Origin of the sequence: Acetobacterium paludosum, from assembly GCF_008086595.1 — a bacterium.
In the GTDB taxonomy this organism is placed as follows: domain Bacteria; phylum Bacillota; class Clostridia; order Eubacteriales; family Eubacteriaceae; genus Acetobacterium; species Acetobacterium paludosum.
Genome location: NZ_RXYA01000003.1, coordinates 212,532 through 230,521, shown reverse-complemented (window position 1 = coordinate 230,521; position 17,990 = coordinate 212,532). Strand labels below are relative to the sequence as shown.

Sequence of the window (17,990 nt, the reverse complement as noted above, 5' to 3'; positions counted from 1 at the left end):
GTTAACGAAAGAGGAAGACAATTTATGATGCCACTAAAGGAATGATATGCTGCAAGACAAAATCATCTTCATTTTTATAAGTGTAGTAGCTTTTTATCGTTGGTGTTTCAAAATCCCGTAGGGGAATCGAGATCAGGGAGCCATCCTCAAGGTATGATGAAATTAAACTCCTTGGCAGGAAGCTGTATCCGAGCCCATCCAGTAAATAAGGAATTAATTTGCTGCTGTTATCAATTTCAAAAGCAAATTGATAATGGGGCGGAAACAATTCACGGATGAATTGCCCCACTTTTTGAAGCGCAAAATTACAGAATAAGTAGTCCAGAGAAGGTAAATCATCCTGATAAATACCGCTTGCAAATTCACTGTTATTTTTGGCGGTAACCAGAAGCAATTCATCTTCTTTGAATGGTATGCAAACATAGCCTTCCTTATTAAAAGGAATATAAGTAAAAGCGATGTCGATTAAGCTATCCTGAAGAAAGGCGAGCAGATCAAAAGAATGATTAATCACAACTTTTATTAAAACATTTAGATCATTGGCTTGGACCGACCGAATGATTGGGAATAAGCAGCTTTCATAAATGGAATTAGTCGCTCCGAAGCGAACAAGCCGCCGCGTAAAATCCGGTGAATTGATCTGCTGAATGGCCGTTTCTTCAAGCTCGACGAGTCGCTTAGCGTAACTTAGAAACAATTCTCCTTCCAAAGTTAGGGTAACCTTTTTTTTGTTTCTTGATAACAGCTGTTTTCCGACCGTTTTCTCCAGCTCATTGATGCGATTTGTGACCGTAGACTGGGCGACAAAAAGAAGCTTTGCGGTTTGGGTGAAATTTTTAGTTGACGATAATTGGATAAAAGTTTTTAATAGTTGTGAATCCATAAGCAACTCCTATAATCATAAAATCGAATTATTTGGATCGATATAATTCATTTCACAAATTATATATTATCTTGTATAATAAATCAACGCATGAAAAAAGAAAAATTATCAGGAGGGTGATATAATGGAAGACTGGAATGTGAAACTGTATAGTCAATTTGAAAAAGAACGGGCACAACCTTCAATTGATTTGGTAAACAGAATCGGGGAAGGCTCTTTTAAGAGAATAATCGATATTGGCTGCGGATCGGGAATGAGCACAATCCCATTAAGAAATCGCTTTATAAAAGCCGAAATAGTCGGAGCTGATGCCTCAACATCGATGTTAAATAAAGCCAGAGAAACGATGAATGATGTGACCTGGATACAAAGAGATTGCAGCAGACCGTTAACGGATTTAGGAAAATTCGATTTAGTTTTTTCAAATGCGGCCCTTCAGTGGTTTGAAAACCAGGGAAACGTGATTAAAAATTTAAGCGATATTCTTTTGTCGGAGGGTTTGCTGGCGATCCAAATACCCTATTTTTCGGCAATGACCATAAAAAACTGCATTGCAGAAACAGTCAAGACTTATGACGCTGACATTTTTATCGGAATTGAAAAAGAGCTGTTTAAATCTTATCCACCGGAATTTTATTATGATGAACTGACAAAACATTTTTCAAAGATTGAATTATGGCAGACAAATTATTTTCATATTATGAATAAGCATGAAGAAATTTTAGAATTTTGTAAAAGCACGGGGTTAAGACCTTATGCAGAAAGATTTGAAGGACCCGAAAAGATTATGTTTTTTCAACGGGTACTTAACGAAATTAAGAAGCAATATCCGGCGCAGGAAAACGGTAAAGTTTTATTTGAGTTTAAGCGCATCTTTTTTATGGCTAAAAAGTAATTAGATAAATTCAACTAAGCGTGTTCATTAAGATCGCTTGCAATTTCAGCGGCTGATTTAGTACCGGGCTTTCATCAAGCAGAGGGAAAGAAGTGGGGGTAAAAGGATGACAATGACGATTGTTTTTTATGGGGTGGCAGCGGCTGGCTTAATTCTTTCTTTGGCAAAAAGCAAAGAAAAAACAAAGCTGGCATTAAAGAAAGCCTGGAAAGCTTTCGAAAATATAATGCCCCAATTTTTAGGGATTATTCTTTTAATCGGGCTGTTGTTGAGTGTCCTCTCAGCGGAGCAGATTTCTAGTTTGATTGGGAAAGACTCTGGTTGGATTGGCGTTATCATTGCTTCCATTATCGGCTCCATTACCTTAATACCCGGTTTTGTGGCATTTCCATTGGCGGCGGCATTGTTGGAAAATGGCGCCGGCTATATGCAAATCGGCGCTTTTGTATCGACATTGATGATGGTGGGAATTGTAACCATGCCGATGGAAATTCTTTATTTTGGTAAAAAAGCAACATTCTTAAGAAATGGGATGGGCTTTGTCTTTTCAATTCTCGTTGCGATTGTCATGGGGGTGTTACTATAATGAATAAGAAAAAAATGGAAATGCTGAAGCGATATCGGTTCTTGCTCGTTATGCTGGTGGGCACCCTGATGATTTTAGTCGTTAATCCGACGTTGGGGAGGCACGTTTACGGGCTGGCCTGGGACAATATTTTAGGAATGTTAGGCGTGCTGCCCCCAATATTTATTTTAATCGGATTATTGGATGTTTGGGTGAAAAAAGAAACCATGGTGAAATATATGGGCAAAGATTCCGGAATAGTGGGGATATTATTGGGCTTTTTTCTTGGATCGGCGGCAGCCGGACCGCTCTATGGCGCTTTTCCCGTAGCAGGAGTCTTTCTCAACAAAGGCAGTCGACTTTCCAATGTATTGATTATTGTCGGCGCCTGGGCTTCTATGAAAATACCATTGCTATTATTTGAAGTATCGGCGATGGGATTCAAATTCACGCTGATTCGTTTCGTGATGGATATTTTTGGGGTGTTAATTATTGCTTACAGCATTGAAAAAATACTTACCGATGAGGATGAACGTCAAATTTACGAGTTGGCTAAGAAGATGAACTAAAATAATTGTAAAATAAAAGCTCCCATTCATTTGTGAAGGGAGCTTTTTTGAATAGTTGTTTTTTAAGTTATGCTTATTTCGCATGAATAAAGTTACAACATTGAAGCAAATAAAGTAACGCCGACAATAATAGCAATCAATATTAAAACAAAAGCGACAATATTTAAAATTATTAGAACTAAGCCAATTGTTTTTCCCGTTTTTGCTTTTTTGTTGCTGGGATCTGCTTCAAGTTCCTTTTTCCCATTGATAAAAGCTAAAATGGCAAATACTAAACCAGCAATACCGACAATTGAAGATAACCAGCTGAGATTGATAAAATTAGAACTGATTATAGAAATTAAAATGTTGGCAGCAATGCAAATCAGCGAAATCATTCCAAAAGAATAACCCTTCATTCCAAATTCAAAATTCATGATACCCCCCTTTCCATACCCACCGATTAAAATTAAATAGGTACGATTTCTTTTCCTTTGTTATAGTTTTTTACCCGTTGTTATTATAAATAAACAGATAATTTTTTTAAAATAATTGATCCGATTCCAACTTATTTTTAACCATAATCGTTTTTTTAGCAGCTTTTCTTTTTTTGAAAACTGACAATAGAATCGTGCTCGTAAAGAATACCACGAAAAAGATGATCAAAATAATGAAGCTGTTCCAGAATTCATTGGTAATGACCCCGCTGATTGAATCTTTAAACACTTTAACAGAGTAGGTCATCGGCATAAAAGGATACAGCACGTTGAAAAATTTTGGCAATGTTTCCATCGGGAAGGTTCCGCCGCAGGAGGTTAACTGCAGAATCAGCAGCAGCAGGGCCGCCAGCTTGCCGAGATCACCCATATGGACAATGCAGAACTGAACAATTGCGAAGAAGGTCATGGATACCAGGCAGGCTGAGATGAAGTACAGTCCCTGATGACCGATTTCCAGTCCCAATGCATATTTTATGATGATCTCCAGCAGGACGGCCTGGGTAAGCGCAATCAGTAAATAAAGAAAGCTTCGAACTACTTTTCGGGAACTGTCCCGGGATAAGATGTTGAATTTCTTGTCGGCATCAAAATAGATGCCGAAGAAGATGATTAAGGCGCCAACCCAGAGGGACAGCGACATAAAATAGGGCGTGAAGTAAGCGCCGTAATTGGGGATCGGATTGATCACATCACTTTCAACCGTCACCGGGGCACTGACGAACGTCCCCAGGCCATTTAATTTTGATGCATCGGCATTGGCCGTATCAATGGAGGTGATCACACCATTCTGGGCGGTAGTGATGCCGCTGTTAAGGGTGGTCTGGCCATTTGCCAAAGTGGCGGCACCGTTGGCCAGAGTGGTGGTTCCATCGGCCAGGGTGGTCGCGCCGTCGGCCAGGGCGGTGGCGCCATTGGCCACGGTGCTCACGCCATTGGCCAGGGTGGCGGCACCGGATGAAATGCTGTCAGCCGCCGTATTCAGCTGACCGGAAGCGGCACTGACGGTTGCAATTCCGCTGTCGATCTGGCTGGTACCGGCGGATAAACCGGTCGCACCCTGAGCAATTGATTCGGCAGCCCCGTTTAACTGAACCCCGGCACTCTGTAATTCCTGAATCTGCTCGGCATTATCGCTGGAAGACATTTTCTGTATGAACGCCGCAAATTGTGGGTCCTGCATCAGCTCAGGATGCTCCTGAACAAAGTAAGAAATAAAAGCGGAGGTCTGACTCACACTGCCAATCAGCGAGTCGACACCAGCCGTATAGGCCTGAATTCCGTCGTCCAGCTGGTTCGTTCCCGCTGCCAGTGTCTGGGCTCCGGTATTCAACTGGGCCGAACCGCTTTTAAGGGTGCTGAGGCCGGTATTGAAATCAGAGAATTTCGAAGCAAACTGCGCGGTTCCGGACTGCAGGGTCTGGGATCCGTCGGCCAGGGTCTGGGTTCCATCCGCCAGCGTCTGGGTGCCGTCCGCCAGGGTCTGAGAGCCGGACGCCACGGTCTGAGTTCCGGATGCCAAGGTCTGGGACCCGTCCACCAACTGGGACGATCCATCCGCCAGCTGCGTCAGCCCATCATTCAGAGTGCCCAATTGTCCGGGAACTTCGGCCACCTGATCCGTTAAATGATTGACAATTTCCGCAGCGATATTTTCTCTGAGACCGGTTTCCATTTGCAGGACGGCCCGGCTTAAAATCTGGCTGGCCAGATAGTTTCTCTTTTCATTGGCCGAGAACGTAATGGTTGCCGTCTGTTTGGTTTTATCGGCAGCCGAAGCGATATCGCTGGAAAAATTACTGGGAATACTGATCATCGCATAGTATTTTGTTCCCGCCGTATTGATGGTGGCATCTGTTTCATTGGTGACAATAAAATCAAATGAACCGTCGTCCTTTAATTTGTCAACAAATTCATTCCCCAGATTTCGTTGTTCATTATTGATGAGGGCCCCTGAATCATTGTTGACAACCGCAATGGGTAAACCTTCAAGTTTTGAATAAGGATCCCAAAAGGCACTGAGATAAAAATAACTATACATAAGAGGTATAATAATAACCCCGATAATGACAGCGATCCGTTGAATATTTCGTTTAGTCATATTTTTTTTGTTCATAAATGACTCCTTTTATTTTGCTTTATGCAGCATCATTTTCATTTTATTGTGGCAGACTATTAATTTTAAAATAGTGAATTGTTTTTCTGGATTAAGCGGCGTTTAAAGAATAATGATAATCGCTAAAAGGGTGCAAAGAAGAGAAACCGCAGCTCCTAATAAAAGCTCTTTCAATGTATGGCGGCCAATTTTCATTCTGGCCCAAAATACGATTGGTAATAACAGCAGAAAAAGCCAGCTGAAATTTCCCAAGAAATAAATGCAAACAACAACTGGTCCCATCACACCACAGGCATGACCGCTCGCTTTTATTTTCAAAATTTTATTGACAAAGGTCAAAATCAATCCGGAAAGAAAATAACTGATATAGATCATCAAATACTGGATTGGTGCTTTAGCAATGAAAGCACTTATCAGACCCAGCGTGTAGCCTAAAATGACAAAGATAAAGGCGAGCTTTCGTTGCCCGTCGCGGCCCTTATCCTTAAATTTCGGCAGGAACTTTTGTAAAGGATAAGCTAGAATCGGGATGAAGGCAAAGCAAATAACGGCAAGTAAATAATTAGTCAGATTCTGAAAATGACCACTATCGGCGACATACAAAAAGCTGAACATACAAAAAGACATTATTGGAGCAATGGTGATAATACTTATAATTTTTGCGGCTTTCGCTTTCATCTTAATTCCTCTCGTGCTAAGGTTAATCCGATTTCGTCTCGGCTCATTTGGGGCGGAAATATTTGCTCGCTGCTGGTTTGAGCTCGCTTAAAATCTTTCGCATTTATAGAATCCATTTCAATTTCAAAACACATCATATTCACTCCTTTATTTAAGGTGCTGTTCCATTGCATCTAGTAATTGATACTAGTTTAGCACTATGCGAATAACATGTCAACGATATAATAATATTATTGAATAGTATTGAAAACCATGGTATGATTAAAAAAAATCAAAGAAAGGCGTTAGAAAATGAAATCTATAGCATCGGATATATTAAACTTTCATTGTCCGCGATGGAATGAGCTTCCGGAAATTGATTTATATATGGATCAAGTGGTGAGTATATTAGAAAAGAATTGTTCCCTTTTTACAGAAAATGAGGGCGAAAAGATTATCACAGCGACGATGATCAATAATTATGTGAAACATAAGATCATCGCGCCACCGGTAAAAAGACGCTATAATCAAACCCATCTGGCCTATTTATTTGTCGTTTGTATAATGAAACGAATTTTAAGCATTTCAGAAATCGGTGACCTGATCTTCTATTTGATCAATGTCTATTCGATCGAAGATGCTTACGATTTGTTTTGCGAAGAATTAGAATTTGCAATTAAGACCGTTTTTGCTCCAAATCAAAAAGCAAATCCCATAAAAGCTGAGACAACACATCAACTGATGCTTTTAGAAGCAGTCGTATTGGCCTTTGCCAATAAATTATATTTTCAGAATGAAATAAAAAAACTGGCGATTGATCGAGAAGAAGCAAAGAAAATAACAGTTGTTAAAACAGAAAACTAAATCAAAACAGTTAAGGCGAGATAACCCCGACTTATAAAAATGAACGGAGGTTTTGTCGATGGCCCAAGCAAGATCATGCGTTTATAAAGTGGATTATCGGATTGGTTTCATATATAATATAAATCATGAAGAATTATGAAGAATTTAAAAAATCATATCAGTTCCAATTAAATGAACAACAGGAAAAAGCCGTCATTCGCACCAAAGGGCAAAGCTTACTACTGGCTGTGCCCGGGAGTGGAAAAACAACCGTTATTATCTGTCGGATTGCTTATCTGTTAATGGTTGAAAAAATTGACCCCGGGGAGATTCTGACGCTGACCTTTAGTCGCATGGGAGCCCGGGATTTAAAACAACGCTATCAAAACATGTTTAGCAAAAACCAGGCCGAAAGCCTTCAGTTCAGTACGATCCACAGCTTTGCCCTTTCGGTCATCAGGCAATACGAACGGTCCTATCGACGTCAGGCTTACACGGTGCTGGGAAATACCAGCCCGGTGATTAAAGACCTTTATCGGGAATTGTTTCAGGCTTTTCCCGGAGAAATAGAGCTGGGAGAAATCAGTCAGCGAATCGGATTTTGCAAAAACATGCTGTTAACCACAAAGGAAATCAAGCTGCTGCCGCCAATGGAGATTGATTTTATTAAAATATATGAAGCCTACGAAGCTTATAAGCTGACTGCGCATTTAATGGATTTTGATGATATCCTAAAATACGCATGGGGACTATTAAAAAAATATCCGGAGCTGCTGAACTTTTTTCAAAAGAAGTACAATTACATCCATTTGGACGAAGCCCAGGATACCTCGAAGATTCAATTTAAGATCATTGAGCTTTTGGCAGGTAAAAACGGCAACCTTTTCATGGTCGGGGATGAGGATCAAAGCATCTACGGATTTCGGGGCGCTTTTCCGGAGTCTTTGTTATCTTTTAAAGAGACATGGCCCCAGGGAGAGGTTCTTTTAATGGAAACAAATTATCGGAGCACCCGGCAGATTGTTGAAAAAGCCAATGCCTTTATTAAGCTCAATCATGAGCGCTATAAAAAAGAAATGGACACGCCAAATGGCGTGGGAATTCCGATCATTCGCGAATGGGTAAAATCCAGTGAAGATCAATACAAGCTTATTATCGAATCCATTAAACACGAAGGAAAAGAAACCGCCGTGCTTTATCGGAACAACGAGTCAGCGATTCCGCTGGTGGATCTCCTGGATGGGGAAAAGATACCCTATCAAATAAAAGAACACAGTCCCCAGTTTTTCACCCATTTTATGATCAAAGACATTCAGCTGTTTTATCAATTTGCCTGTTATCCAACCGATCCAGACTTGTTTGCGCAAATGTATTACAAGATGGATGCGGCAATTTCCAAGGAAACCGTGGCGCAGCTGAAAAACCATCTGGGGCTAAATCAGAATGTTTTTGATGCCTTGATCAACCTGAGCAGAAAACGGCCATGGCAGATCGAACGTTTCAAGGAATTAAAGGACGGTTTTCAGCGGCTTAAGACAGCAAATCCGCAAAATGGAATCCAGATGATTTTAGATGATCTGGGTTATCGCTCCTATTTAAATTTTAGAATCAGTTCAGGTCAATCCGAAGAAAATATTGAGCAGAAACTTTCGGTATTAAAAATACTGGGAGGCCGTGTCGCTAATTTTAAGGATTTTTTTACCAAACTTGATCTTTTGGAAGAAAAATTGAAAGAACCACAAACGCAAAACGACAAAAAGCCAAGAGTCACTCTGTCCACCCTGCATTCAAGTAAAGGTCTGGAGTTTGAAAAGGTTTTTATTATCGATGCAACCGAAGGTCAGCTGCCCAGTGTGTCATCAGCCCCGGAAGATGAGAAGCAATATGCAGAGGAAGTTCGCCTTTTTTATGTTGGGGCAACCCGGGCAAAGAAAGAGCTGATTTTTCTTTGCGTCAAATCAAAACAAAATGGCATTAAACCATCCCCCTTTATTGCTTACATAATTGATGGGTTGCCAAAGAAAAAACCGCATTCCGGTAAACCTGTGGCCGGATCAAAAAATCAGTCGCCTCAAAGTGTTTTTAATCCGAGCATCAAATGGCAGGATTATACCGGAACTCAAGAAGAAAATGCGGACATGGATCTTTCCGCTTATCAAAAGGACACGATCGTGACCCATCAACGATTTGGAAAAGGAACGATCGTGGAAAAAAACGGCGCTTTTGCAACGATTCAATTTGAAAAAGCCGGAGAAAAGAAAATGAATCTAGTTATTTGTATCACCAACGGGGTTATTAAATAAATGATTCGCTTGACAAAAATAAAAATAAACGCTATACTCAGAAAAAAAGTAAACCTGTGAAGGTGGAGTAAAATCTTTAGCGCACTCAAAGAGAGTCAGGAACGGTGAAAGCCTGACAGAAAGCGGATTGATATAATGGGCACCGGAGGGTGTGAGGAAAGGGCCTGGCCTGAGTATTTCACGACGTTTCATCAACGTTAATCGATGACAAATGTGGCAGCATTTGGATAGACTTGAGAGCGCAGATTGCGAATAAAGGTGGTACCGTGGGTTAATATGACTCATCCTTTTATTGTTTTATACAATAGCAGGATGAGTCTTTTTTGATATCGTGAGAAAGAGGCAAAGACGGATGGAAACAACAGAAACACTGAGAAATTTACAGGAATTAATAAAACGGTTAGAGTATAAAAGTTCGTTTTATCAACAAAAATTCAAAGAAGCAGGGATTGTTGCGGATGATATAAAAACCATGGAGGATTTTGAGAAACTGCCATTTACGGACAAGGGCGATTTGAGAAAAGCCTATCCATTAGGGCTTCAAGCCGTACCGGACAGCGAAGTTGTTCGCATTCATTCATCCTCGGGAACCACCGGGATGCCGGTTATTATCCCCTATACGGCCAAGGATGTCGAAGATTGGGCCATCATGTTCAGCCGCTGCTATGCCTATGCCGGAATGACCACGGAAGATCGCATTCAAATAACCCCGGGATACGGTCTCTGGACCGCCGGAATCGGCTTTCAGGCCGGAGCCGAAAAAATGGGCGCCATGGCCATTCCCATGGGCCCGGGGAACACCCAAAAGCAACTGCAGATGATGGTAGATCTGAAGTCCACGGTGTTGGCTTCAACTTCTTCCTATGCCTTGCTGTTAGCAGAAGAAGTCGCCAAACAAAACCTGGCAGACAAACTGCATTTAAAGAAGGGCATCATCGGTTCTGAGCGCTGGGGCGAAAAAATGCGCAACCGCATCGCCGATGAATTGGGAATCGAGATTTTTGACATTTACGGATTGACCGAAATCTATGGCCCGGGAATTTCCATTGATTGCAGTGAGCATCACGGCATGCACTACTGGACCGATTATCTTTATTTTGAAATTATCGACCCGGAAACCCTTAAACCGGTGCCAATGGGAAGCTATGGAGAACTGGTTATTTCCACGCTGAAAAAGGAAGGGGCACCGCTATTGCGCTATCGGACCCATGACATTACCCGCTTTATTCCCGGTCCCTGTCCCTGCGGCTCGCCCTATCCCCGGCATGACCGCATTGTTGGCCGAACCGATGATATGGTTAAGGTCAAGGGCGTGAATATTTATCCGGGACAGATCGATGAGCTGTTGAAAAAAGTGGATGGCGTCAGCAGCGAGTATTTAGCTACCGTTGATCACAAAGACGGCAAGGATTGGGTGTTTTTGAATTTCGAAATCAAGGACGGATATAACAAGCAGAACACGGAAAATGAAGTGAAACGGCAATTTAAATCACAGGTTGGCTTAAGTATCATCCCGGTGGCAAGTCCGATGGGATTCTTGCCTCGATCCGAGAAGAAAAGTGTCCGAATCATCGACAATCGTTTTGCCTGATCGATGGTTTGGTAGAAGCTGATTAAGATAGTTTCGATATTTTGTATTCATAAATTGATTTTTTATTCTGAATTGTATATAATAGAAAAAGCCTACTTGATTTAAGAGGAGAAAAGGATAGAAATGAAAGAAAAAAAGCAAAAGAAAAATCGATTTAAAATTGTGGTTAATGAAGCCACAGGAGAAACATCCGGGTGTAAGATCATCGAAGATACAGAAACCGGAATTAATTATTTATACCATTACGACAATTTCGGCGGCGGACTCACGGTACTGATCGATGAGGATGGGGAACCCGTAGTTGCCCCTGAAAAATAAATAGAAAAAACTCTGAAGAAGGTTTTCTTTTTCAGAGTTTTTTTATTGCTTGGTGGGTTGCCACTTACCTGGTGAGACGCGGTGAACGGCCGCGACTGGGGTGGCGTGGCTTTTTCAGCTGAAAAAGTTTAAGTCATTAAATTAGGTGTATATAGTAGAATAGAAAGAAAAAAACAGGAGGAAAAAAGATGGCTACGTATATTAAAGATATTATTGCAAGAGAAATATTAGATTCCCGGGGAAATCCCACTATCGAAGTGGATGTCTATTGTGAAGATGGAACCATGGGCAGAAGTATTGTTCCATCAGGAGCCTCGACCGGTGCGTTTGAAGCGGTGGAACTTCGCGATGGCGATATTAGCCGGTATCAGGGAAAGGGCGTTCAAAAAGCAGTGGCCAATGTCGCCTATACGGTGGAATACCTGGTCGGGATGGACATTACCGATCAGGTGGCCATTGATGCGGTACTGATCGCCTTGGATGGAACGGATAATAAAGGAAAACTCGGCGCAAATGCTATTCTGGGGATTTCTATGGCGGCAGCTCATGCCGCTGCAAAATACTTGGGTATGCCGTTATTCCGGTATCTGGGCGGCATTAACGCGAAAATATTGCCAACCCCGATGATGAATATCATCAACGGCGGCGAACATGCCGATAACAATGTCGATATTCAGGAATTTCTGATCATGCCGGTGGGCGCCAGTGATTTCAAGGAAGCGGTTCGCATGGGGGCGGAAATATTCCATCAATTAAAAAAGGTATTAAGCAGTAAAGGCTTAGCGACTTCCGTTGGGGATGAAGGCGGCTTCGCACCGAATTTAAGTTCCAATGAAGAAGCGCTGCAGGTGATTGTTCAGGCGATTGAAGAGGCCGGTTACGTTCCTGGGGAAGATGTACAGCTGGCCATGGATGTAGCGGCATCAGAAATTTATAACGCCGAAACAAAAAAATATACCTTAGCAGGAGAAGGCGTGGAAAAAACGGCCGCGGAAATGGTCGATTTTTATGAAGCACTGTTGGGAAAATACCCAATCATTTCGATCGAAGACGGTTTAGACGAAGAAGATTGGGACGGCTGGAAAGCCATGACCGAACGGCTGGGCAAAAAAGTCCAACTGGTCGGAGACGATATTTTTGTTACCAACACGCAGCGGCTGCAACGGGGGATTGACGAAGGTATCGGCAATTCGATTTTAATTAAAGTAAATCAAATAGGCACCCTGACCGAAACCCTGGATGCCATTGAAATGGCTAAACGGGCCGGATATACAGCCATTGTATCGCATCGGTCAGGAGAAACCGAAGACGTGACCATCGCGGATCTGGTGGTTGCCGTTAATGCCGGTCAGATAAAAACAGGCGCGCCATCAAGAACGGATCGGGTGGCCAAATACAATCAGCTGATGCGGATTGAAGAACAGCTGGGTCAGCTGGGCGTTTATGCCGGCAAAGATGCCTTTTATAATTTAAAATAACAAGAAGGAAGTGAAAAATGATGTACTTAAAAGGTATTGCAATTTCTTGTCATCCGCCGGTCTTGATACCCGAAGTTGGCGGCGGCAGAGAGCATGAAGCAGAAAAAACGATTCGAGGACTGCGTGATTTATCACTAAAAGTTGCCGAGATAAAACCAGAAGTCATCGTCTGCATTACCCCACATGGAAATGTTTTCCGAGATGGTGTTGCCGTAGTTTATGAACAACAGATGAAAGGTGATTTAAAACAATTTGGAAACGACAGTTATTCATTAGAAAAAGACTGCGATATGGGGCTTTTAGATGAATTGAATATGAGTTTCGCAAAAAATCAATGTCACACCATCTTTTTAAATCAGACGACAGCCGACGAATACAAAATTGAACTCAACATCGATCATGGCGTTCTGGTGCCACTTTATTTTATTGAAAAATATTATAAAAATTATAAAATTGTTCATATTACAATTGGGGAATTAAGCCTGATTGAGTTATATGAAATGGGTACCGTGATTCGTGAAGCCATTGAAGCCCGGGGAAAAGAAGCGATGATCCTGGTGTCCGCGGATCTTTCCCATTGCCTAAAAGATGAAGGCCCCTATGCGTTTAATCCCATGGGTGCACTTTTTGATGAAAATATCATCACAGGAATTGAACAGAAGAATTATTATTCCATTTTGACTATTCCGCCCCAGGTTTACCAGCCGGCCGGTCAATGCGGATTACGACCGATTATTATGGGATTGGGTGCCATTGACGGCTACGATACCGAAGCTGAGGTATTTTCCTATGAAGGGCCATTTGGCGTGGGTTATATGGCGGCCTATATTGAACTCAAAGAGGAGCCGATTCCCAGCTTAATTGACCGTTACGATGAGGAGCGGATGCTTTCCTATAAAGAACGACGCACCAATGAGGGTCCGTTTGTAGCCCTCGCCCGGGCAACCATCAATACATGGGCGCAACGCGGAAGAAAACTAAATTTCGCGCATTATAAAAAACAAAATAAAATTGATCCAAAAGCACTGGAAGAACTTGAAAATCAGCAGGCTGGGGTTTTTGTATCGATTCATAAACATGGCGAGCTCAGAGGGTGTATTGGAACAACCGGACCGGTTACCGAAAATATCGCCCAGGAAATTATCCGCAATGCCATCGAGGCGTCGGCTTACGATCCCCGTTTTTTACCAATTGAAGAACCGGAACTCAGAGATTTGGAAATCAGTGTGGATGTTTTGGGAGCGCCGGAGCGGGTAACCAGTCTAGCAGAATTAGATGCGAAAAAATACGGGGTTATTGTCGAAAAAGGACTAAACAGGGGATTACTGCTGCCGGATCTGGAAGGCGTCAATACCCCGGAAGAGCAGATCGCCATTGCTAAAAAGAAAGCCGGTCTATTAGAAAGCGATACCGATATTATCATGCACCGCTTTCAGGTAGAACGTCATTTGTAAATTCAAAAATCGGTTAAAAGGACTAAAAGTTTGGAAAAGGCGATCGGCAGGGTTAAGTCATCAATATCGGATAAAGCCTTGAATTGAGTGCTGCGGGTTTGGCTTTCAGATGATTCAGAAGGATTCGGATGATATGGGATAGCGGCAGTTTCACAAACCATGTTACCTAAATCAAAGCCGTAAACGGACATTTCCCAGATAATATGGGAGAAAACATGACGGCTCTGCCCGATCAGAACCGGATCAGAAAGCTCAGGAAAATACGACCTGAGCTTTTTTTTAATGTCCGTTCCCGAGCCCTCTGTGACTTCAATAATAGGAAAGGACCACATCCCGGATAAAAGACCGGATTCCAGCCGTCTGACAAAAAAGAACGCGCCATTTTGTTTGACGATACCCACTTCCATTTTTTTTGTGAGTTGTTTTTGCTTTTTCTTTTTTACCGGGATTTGATCAGTGGTGCCAAAAGCGAAACTTTGACAACCCAACCGAATCGGACAGATCAAACACTTGGGACTTTGAGGGCTGCAGATAACCGCACCCAGATCCATCAGGGCTTCATTGAAATCGCCGGCAGCATCGGGCAAGATGGTTTCGACCCATTGGGTCACCTTTTTTTTTGTTTTGGCTTCACCAATGTCATCAAAGCTATTGCAGTAGCGGCTAATGACCCGCAGAACATTGCCATCCACGGCACTGACTTTTTCATTAAAAGCAATACTGGCAATCGCTCCGCCGGTATAAGGACCAATCCCCGGTAGTTTGATGAGCTGAGCAAATTGCTTCGGGAAAATTCCGCCGTATTCAGATACAATCCGTTTTGCTGCCTGGTGCAGATTTCGAGCGCGGGAATAATACCCCAAACCTTCCCAGGCTTTAATGACTTCATCCTCCGAGGCCTCAGCGAGAGCAGCGACATTGGGAAAGAGACTGATAAAGTGATTGTAATAGGGAATAAGCGTGTCAATTTGGGTTTGTTGAGCCATGATTTCGGAAATCCAAATGGAATAGGGGTCTTTCGTCTGGCGAAAAGGCAGATTTCTTTTCGCGTTTTCAAACCAGCTGAGCAATTCAAGCTGTAATATTTTAATCGGTTGATTATTATTTGTTGTATTGAGCATATGTTCTCCATTCGTATAAATTAAATGATTAAGCAGGCACAACATATAGTATAGAACATTTTTCTAAAAACTAGCTTATTATGGAAAATATCGCAAATTTATAAAAAAATACGCGCAAACAAAAATTTACCCCATTCCCCATTATGGCATGGGAATGGGCGAAAACATGGTTTATAATTGGGATGAAGTCTCCCTTTGGACCGCCAACAGGCACAAAAAACTTGACATGGGCTGGGTAGGATGATAGACTTGCTGTAACAAACGTGTAACTTTTATTTAACTATTGTTGACAAGTGAAAGGTATAATTTATGAATACGAAGAGAGAAACAGGGGAATTTTTCAAGAAATATCCCGGCGTAAGAATTGGCTTTATTGCCTTAATTCTTCTTGTCGTTGTGGGTGTCTCCAGTGCTTTTACCGTTGAAAAAGAAGTTCAGGTTACTTTCAAAGGTGAAGAATACACGGTCAAAGGAAAATTGCTTGAGTCCCTAGGGGAAGTGCTGGTAAAAAATGATCTTCCGGCAAGTGATGAATATAAATATAGCAGCCCATTAACAACGCTTTTCAAGGATGTTATTAATGTCAGAATTGAGAAAAAGATTTCCGGAAACATTATCATGGGTACAAAAACGATTGCTTATCTTTCCGGAGCAGAAAACGTCGGTGATTTGCTTAAGGAAAATGGGATCGCAATTGATGCGGACGATCGAGTTGAACCTGGGGTAAAAACGCCTCTGACAATCAGCACCGGTGATATTAAGGTAACCCAAGTGAAAGTAGTCGAATCAGCAGAGATTAAAGATATCCCCATGACCGCAAGCATCATTGTAAATGATGCCCTGGATACCGGAACACGAGTTGTGGTTCAGGTTGGTCAAAATGGAAAAAGCAATGTTAAAGAGCGAATCCGATTTGAAAATGATGTTGAAGTCAGCCGGGAAGTCCTTGAGAGTCAAGAAATCACCCCGATTGTTGAAGAAATTATCGAAGTGGGACCAGCCACGACAATTGTTATGCCGGATGAGGTTCAGGTTAAATCAGTGACCGGCGATGTCAATGTGGAATCCAGCACGGTGAGTACCAGCAGCAGTGCGAAAGTTGATCAGGATAACAGCCTTAAAGGCACGATGATGACAGTCAGTGCGACTGCTTATACCGCAACAGGAAGCAATACTGCTTCAGGTTTGGCACCACAGGAAGGTCGAACGATTGCTGCCTGGGATGGCGTTCCATTTGGAACCCAGGTATATATTCCAGCCCTTGGCGGAGTTTATACAGTAGAAGACCGCGGCGGTGCAGTAGGGTATGGCATCATTGATATTTATAAGAACAGCCAGGATGAATGCAACACCTGGGGAAGACAAAACATTGAAATATATTTTCTAGACTAAGCAAGGTAGGAAAACGATGGGTTCAGCCATCGTTTTCTTTATTTTTTGCGGCGGTAAAAGATGCGCGAAAGCAATCGATTGAATCATGTATTTAGAAAGAACACAATTCTATGATTTTCCACTTGTATTTTGTATACAGAAGTGGGTATACTATTCTCATGATTTAAAACAGTGGTTTTTCCACTTGCGAATATTGGAGGAAAACATGGAAATTAAAATTGTTAAAACAACGAACCTGAAAGAAAAGACGAAGGAAGATGCGCTGGCTTTTGGGGTGCACTTTACTGATCATATGTTTATGATGGATTATACCGAGGGAATCGGATGGCATGATGCAACGATAATGCCCTACGGCCCGATTGAACTGATGCCATCATCAATGGTGCTCCATTATGCCCAGGAGGTATTTGAAGGATTAAAAGCCTATAAAACCCCTAATGGCGAGACCCAATTGTTTAGACCGCAGGAAAACCTAAAACGGATGAACCGCTCCAATGAACGGATGTGTATTCCGCAAATTGATGAAGACTTTGTCTTAGAGGCCTTAAAAACACTCGTGAAACTTGATGAAAACTGGATTCCAAATTCTCCCGGGACTTCGCTTTATATCCGGCCCTTTGTTTTTGCGACCGATCCATTTATTGGTGTTCGCGTTTCCAAACAATATAAATTTATGATTATTATGTCGCCGGTAGGTTCCTATTACAAAGGCGGAATGGCTCCGGAACGGATTTATGTAGAAGACGAATATGCCCGAACAGTACGCGGCGGCACCGGCGAAGCCAAATGCGGCGGTAATTATGCCGGCGGATTAGCGGCACAACAAAAAGTCAGCACCAAGGGATTTGAACAGATTCTCTGGCTGGACGGGGTCGAACGGAAATACATTGAAGAAGTCGGAACCAGTAATGTATTCTTCCTGATTGACGATGTCTTTGTGACACCATCTTTATCAGGGACTATTTTACCCGGGATTACCCGTAAGAGTGTGATCGAATTATTAAAACATTGGGGAAAAACAGTTGCTGAACGACGCATCACGATTGACGAATTATATGAAGCCTATCAGCAAGGCAGAATCCAGGAAGCCTTTGCAACGGGCACAGCGGCAGTTATTTCGCCGATTGGAACATTAGGCTGGAAAGACATCGAAATGACATTTAACAACGGTGAAATAGGCGAATATGCGCAAAAAATATATGATACATTATATGGCATGCAAACTGGCAATGTCGCTGATCAACTCAATTGGATTGTAAAAATATAAAAACAAAAAAAATAATAGCCACTTGAAAAATTTCTTTAAAAACACTTGACAATATTAGAAAT

General features: G+C 42.1%; 17 protein-coding genes. 11 read left to right on the top strand and 6 right to left on the bottom strand.

Annotated features, from left to right (window positions below; genetic code table 11):
- Positions 1-22: 22 nt before the first annotated feature.
- Positions 23-883 carry a LysR family transcriptional regulator gene (locus FZC41_RS04640; protein ID WP_148566222.1) on the bottom strand — a complete coding sequence of 287 codons (861 nt, stop codon included), beginning with the start codon at positions 881-883 and terminating at the stop codon, positions 23-25.
- A gap of 124 nt (positions 884-1,007) precedes the next feature.
- Here FZC41_RS04640 and FZC41_RS04635 point away from each other — a divergent pair, with 124 nt between their 5' ends.
- The 3 genes from FZC41_RS04635 (at position 1,008) to FZC41_RS04625 (ending at position 2,912) form a co-directional block, all read left to right on the top strand.
- The gene (locus tag FZC41_RS04635) at positions 1,008-1,778 is read left to right on the top strand and encodes a methyltransferase domain-containing protein (RefSeq protein WP_148566221.1); all 771 of its coding nucleotides are present in this window, start codon (positions 1,008-1,010) and stop codon (positions 1,776-1,778) included.
- A gap of 106 nt (positions 1,779-1,884) precedes the next feature.
- Entirely contained in the window at positions 1,885-2,364 is a 480-nt protein-coding gene (locus FZC41_RS04630; protein ID WP_205737058.1) for a permease, read from the top strand.
- Positions 2,364-2,912 (top strand): permease, encoded by a 549-nt coding sequence (locus FZC41_RS04625; RefSeq protein ID WP_148566220.1) that lies wholly within the window; start codon positions 2,364-2,366, stop codon positions 2,910-2,912. The genes FZC41_RS04630 and FZC41_RS04625 overlap by 1 nt, the downstream gene beginning before the upstream one ends.
- Positions 2,913-3,004: 92 nt before the next feature.
- Here FZC41_RS04625 and FZC41_RS04620 read toward each other — a convergent pair whose 3' ends face one another.
- The 4 genes from FZC41_RS04620 to FZC41_RS17225 form a co-directional block, all read right to left on the bottom strand.
- Positions 3,005-3,328: a hypothetical protein gene (locus FZC41_RS04620; protein ID WP_148566219.1), complete on the bottom strand. Its 324-nt coding sequence runs from the start codon at positions 3,326-3,328 to the stop codon at positions 3,005-3,007.
- Positions 3,329-3,434: 106 nt separating this feature from the next.
- Positions 3,435-5,504 (bottom strand): YhgE/Pip family protein, encoded by a 2,070-nt coding sequence (locus tag FZC41_RS04615; protein WP_148566218.1) that lies wholly within the window; start codon positions 5,502-5,504, stop codon positions 3,435-3,437.
- Between the two features lie 102 nt (positions 5,505-5,606).
- Positions 5,607-6,182, bottom strand: a complete 576-nt coding sequence (locus tag FZC41_RS04610) for a hypothetical protein (RefSeq protein WP_148566217.1) — start codon at positions 6,180-6,182, stop codon at positions 5,607-5,609.
- Entirely contained in the window at positions 6,179-6,319 is a 141-nt protein-coding gene (locus FZC41_RS17225) for a hypothetical protein (RefSeq protein ID WP_170253847.1), read from the bottom strand. Before FZC41_RS17225 ends, FZC41_RS04610 begins: the two co-directional genes overlap by 4 nt.
- Before the next feature lie 154 nt (positions 6,320-6,473).
- Here FZC41_RS17225 and FZC41_RS04605 point away from each other — a divergent pair, with 154 nt between their 5' ends.
- The 6 genes from FZC41_RS04605 to amrA all read left to right on the top strand — a co-directional run bounded on the left by FZC41_RS04605 (position 6,474) and on the right by amrA (position 14,148).
- On the top strand, positions 6,474-7,025 hold the full coding sequence (locus FZC41_RS04605; RefSeq protein WP_148566216.1) for a DUF1836 domain-containing protein: 552 nt from the start codon (positions 6,474-6,476) through the stop codon (positions 7,023-7,025).
- A gap of 125 nt (positions 7,026-7,150) precedes the next feature.
- Positions 7,151-9,307, top strand: a complete 2,157-nt coding sequence (locus FZC41_RS04600) for an ATP-dependent helicase (RefSeq protein WP_148566215.1) — start codon at positions 7,151-7,153, stop codon at positions 9,305-9,307.
- A gap of 352 nt (positions 9,308-9,659) precedes the next feature.
- Positions 9,660-10,898 carry a phenylacetate--CoA ligase family protein gene (locus FZC41_RS04595; protein ID WP_148566214.1) on the top strand — a complete coding sequence of 413 codons (1,239 nt, stop codon included), beginning with the start codon at positions 9,660-9,662 and terminating at the stop codon, positions 10,896-10,898.
- 123 nt (positions 10,899-11,021) lie between these two features.
- Positions 11,022-11,216: a DUF6440 family protein gene (locus tag FZC41_RS04590; protein ID WP_148566213.1), complete on the top strand. Its 195-nt coding sequence runs from the start codon at positions 11,022-11,024 to the stop codon at positions 11,214-11,216.
- A gap of 188 nt (positions 11,217-11,404) precedes the next feature.
- Positions 11,405-12,694, top strand: coding sequence for a phosphopyruvate hydratase (gene eno, locus FZC41_RS04585; protein WP_148566212.1), 1,290 nt, complete (start codon positions 11,405-11,407; stop codon positions 12,692-12,694).
- A 17-nt stretch (positions 12,695-12,711) separates the two neighbouring features.
- Positions 12,712-14,148, top strand: coding sequence for an AmmeMemoRadiSam system protein A (amrA, locus tag FZC41_RS04580; protein WP_243136651.1), 1,437 nt, complete (start codon positions 12,712-12,714; stop codon positions 14,146-14,148).
- Between the two features lie 2 nt (positions 14,149-14,150).
- Here amrA and mutY read toward each other — a convergent pair whose 3' ends face one another.
- Positions 14,151-15,269 (bottom strand): A/G-specific adenine glycosylase, encoded by a 1,119-nt coding sequence (mutY, locus tag FZC41_RS04575; RefSeq protein WP_148566211.1) that lies wholly within the window; start codon positions 15,267-15,269, stop codon positions 14,151-14,153.
- A gap of 309 nt (positions 15,270-15,578) precedes the next feature.
- Here mutY and FZC41_RS04570 point away from each other — a divergent pair, with 309 nt between their 5' ends.
- Complete coding sequence (locus FZC41_RS04570) at positions 15,579-16,661, top strand: 3D domain-containing protein (protein WP_148566210.1); 1,083 nt, start codon at positions 15,579-15,581, stop codon at positions 16,659-16,661.
- A gap of 205 nt (positions 16,662-16,866) precedes the next feature.
- Positions 16,867-17,928, top strand: a complete 1,062-nt coding sequence (locus FZC41_RS04565) for a branched-chain amino acid aminotransferase (RefSeq protein WP_148566209.1) — start codon at positions 16,867-16,869, stop codon at positions 17,926-17,928.
- Positions 17,929-17,990: the final 62 nt, after the last annotated feature.

Bases quoted from the DNA above. Each gene is read 5' to 3' on its own strand.
- FZC41_RS04640 (WP_148566222.1), bottom strand. From the start codon at position 883: ATGGATTCACAACTATTAAAAACTTTTATCCAATTATCGTCAACTAAA.
- FZC41_RS04635 (WP_148566221.1), top strand. From the start codon at position 1,008: ATGGAAGACTGGAATGTGAAACTGTATAGTCAATTTGAAAAAGAACGG.
- FZC41_RS04630 (WP_205737058.1), top strand. From the start codon at position 1,885: ATGACAATGACGATTGTTTTTTATGGGGTGGCAGCGGCTGGCTTAATT.
- FZC41_RS04625 (WP_148566220.1), top strand. From the start codon at position 2,364: ATGAATAAGAAAAAAATGGAAATGCTGAAGCGATATCGGTTCTTGCTC.
- FZC41_RS04620 (WP_148566219.1), bottom strand. From the start codon at position 3,328: ATGAATTTTGAATTTGGAATGAAGGGTTATTCTTTTGGAATGATTTCG.
- FZC41_RS04615 (WP_148566218.1), bottom strand. From the start codon at position 5,504: ATGAACAAAAAAAATATGACTAAACGAAATATTCAACGGATCGCTGTC.
- FZC41_RS04610 (WP_148566217.1), bottom strand. From the start codon at position 6,182: ATGAAAGCGAAAGCCGCAAAAATTATAAGTATTATCACCATTGCTCCA.
- FZC41_RS17225 (WP_170253847.1), bottom strand. From the start codon at position 6,319: ATGATGTGTTTTGAAATTGAAATGGATTCTATAAATGCGAAAGATTTT.
- FZC41_RS04605 (WP_148566216.1), top strand. From the start codon at position 6,474: ATGAAATCTATAGCATCGGATATATTAAACTTTCATTGTCCGCGATGG.
- FZC41_RS04600 (WP_148566215.1), top strand. From the start codon at position 7,151: ATGAAGAATTATGAAGAATTTAAAAAATCATATCAGTTCCAATTAAAT.
- FZC41_RS04595 (WP_148566214.1), top strand. From the start codon at position 9,660: ATGGAAACAACAGAAACACTGAGAAATTTACAGGAATTAATAAAACGG.
- FZC41_RS04590 (WP_148566213.1), top strand. From the start codon at position 11,022: ATGAAAGAAAAAAAGCAAAAGAAAAATCGATTTAAAATTGTGGTTAAT.
- eno (WP_148566212.1), top strand. From the start codon at position 11,405: ATGGCTACGTATATTAAAGATATTATTGCAAGAGAAATATTAGATTCC.
- amrA (WP_243136651.1), top strand. From the start codon at position 12,712: ATGATGTACTTAAAAGGTATTGCAATTTCTTGTCATCCGCCGGTCTTG.
- mutY (WP_148566211.1), bottom strand. From the start codon at position 15,269: ATGCTCAATACAACAAATAATAATCAACCGATTAAAATATTACAGCTT.
- FZC41_RS04570 (WP_148566210.1), top strand. From the start codon at position 15,579: ATGAATACGAAGAGAGAAACAGGGGAATTTTTCAAGAAATATCCCGGC.
- FZC41_RS04565 (WP_148566209.1), top strand. From the start codon at position 16,867: ATGGAAATTAAAATTGTTAAAACAACGAACCTGAAAGAAAAGACGAAG.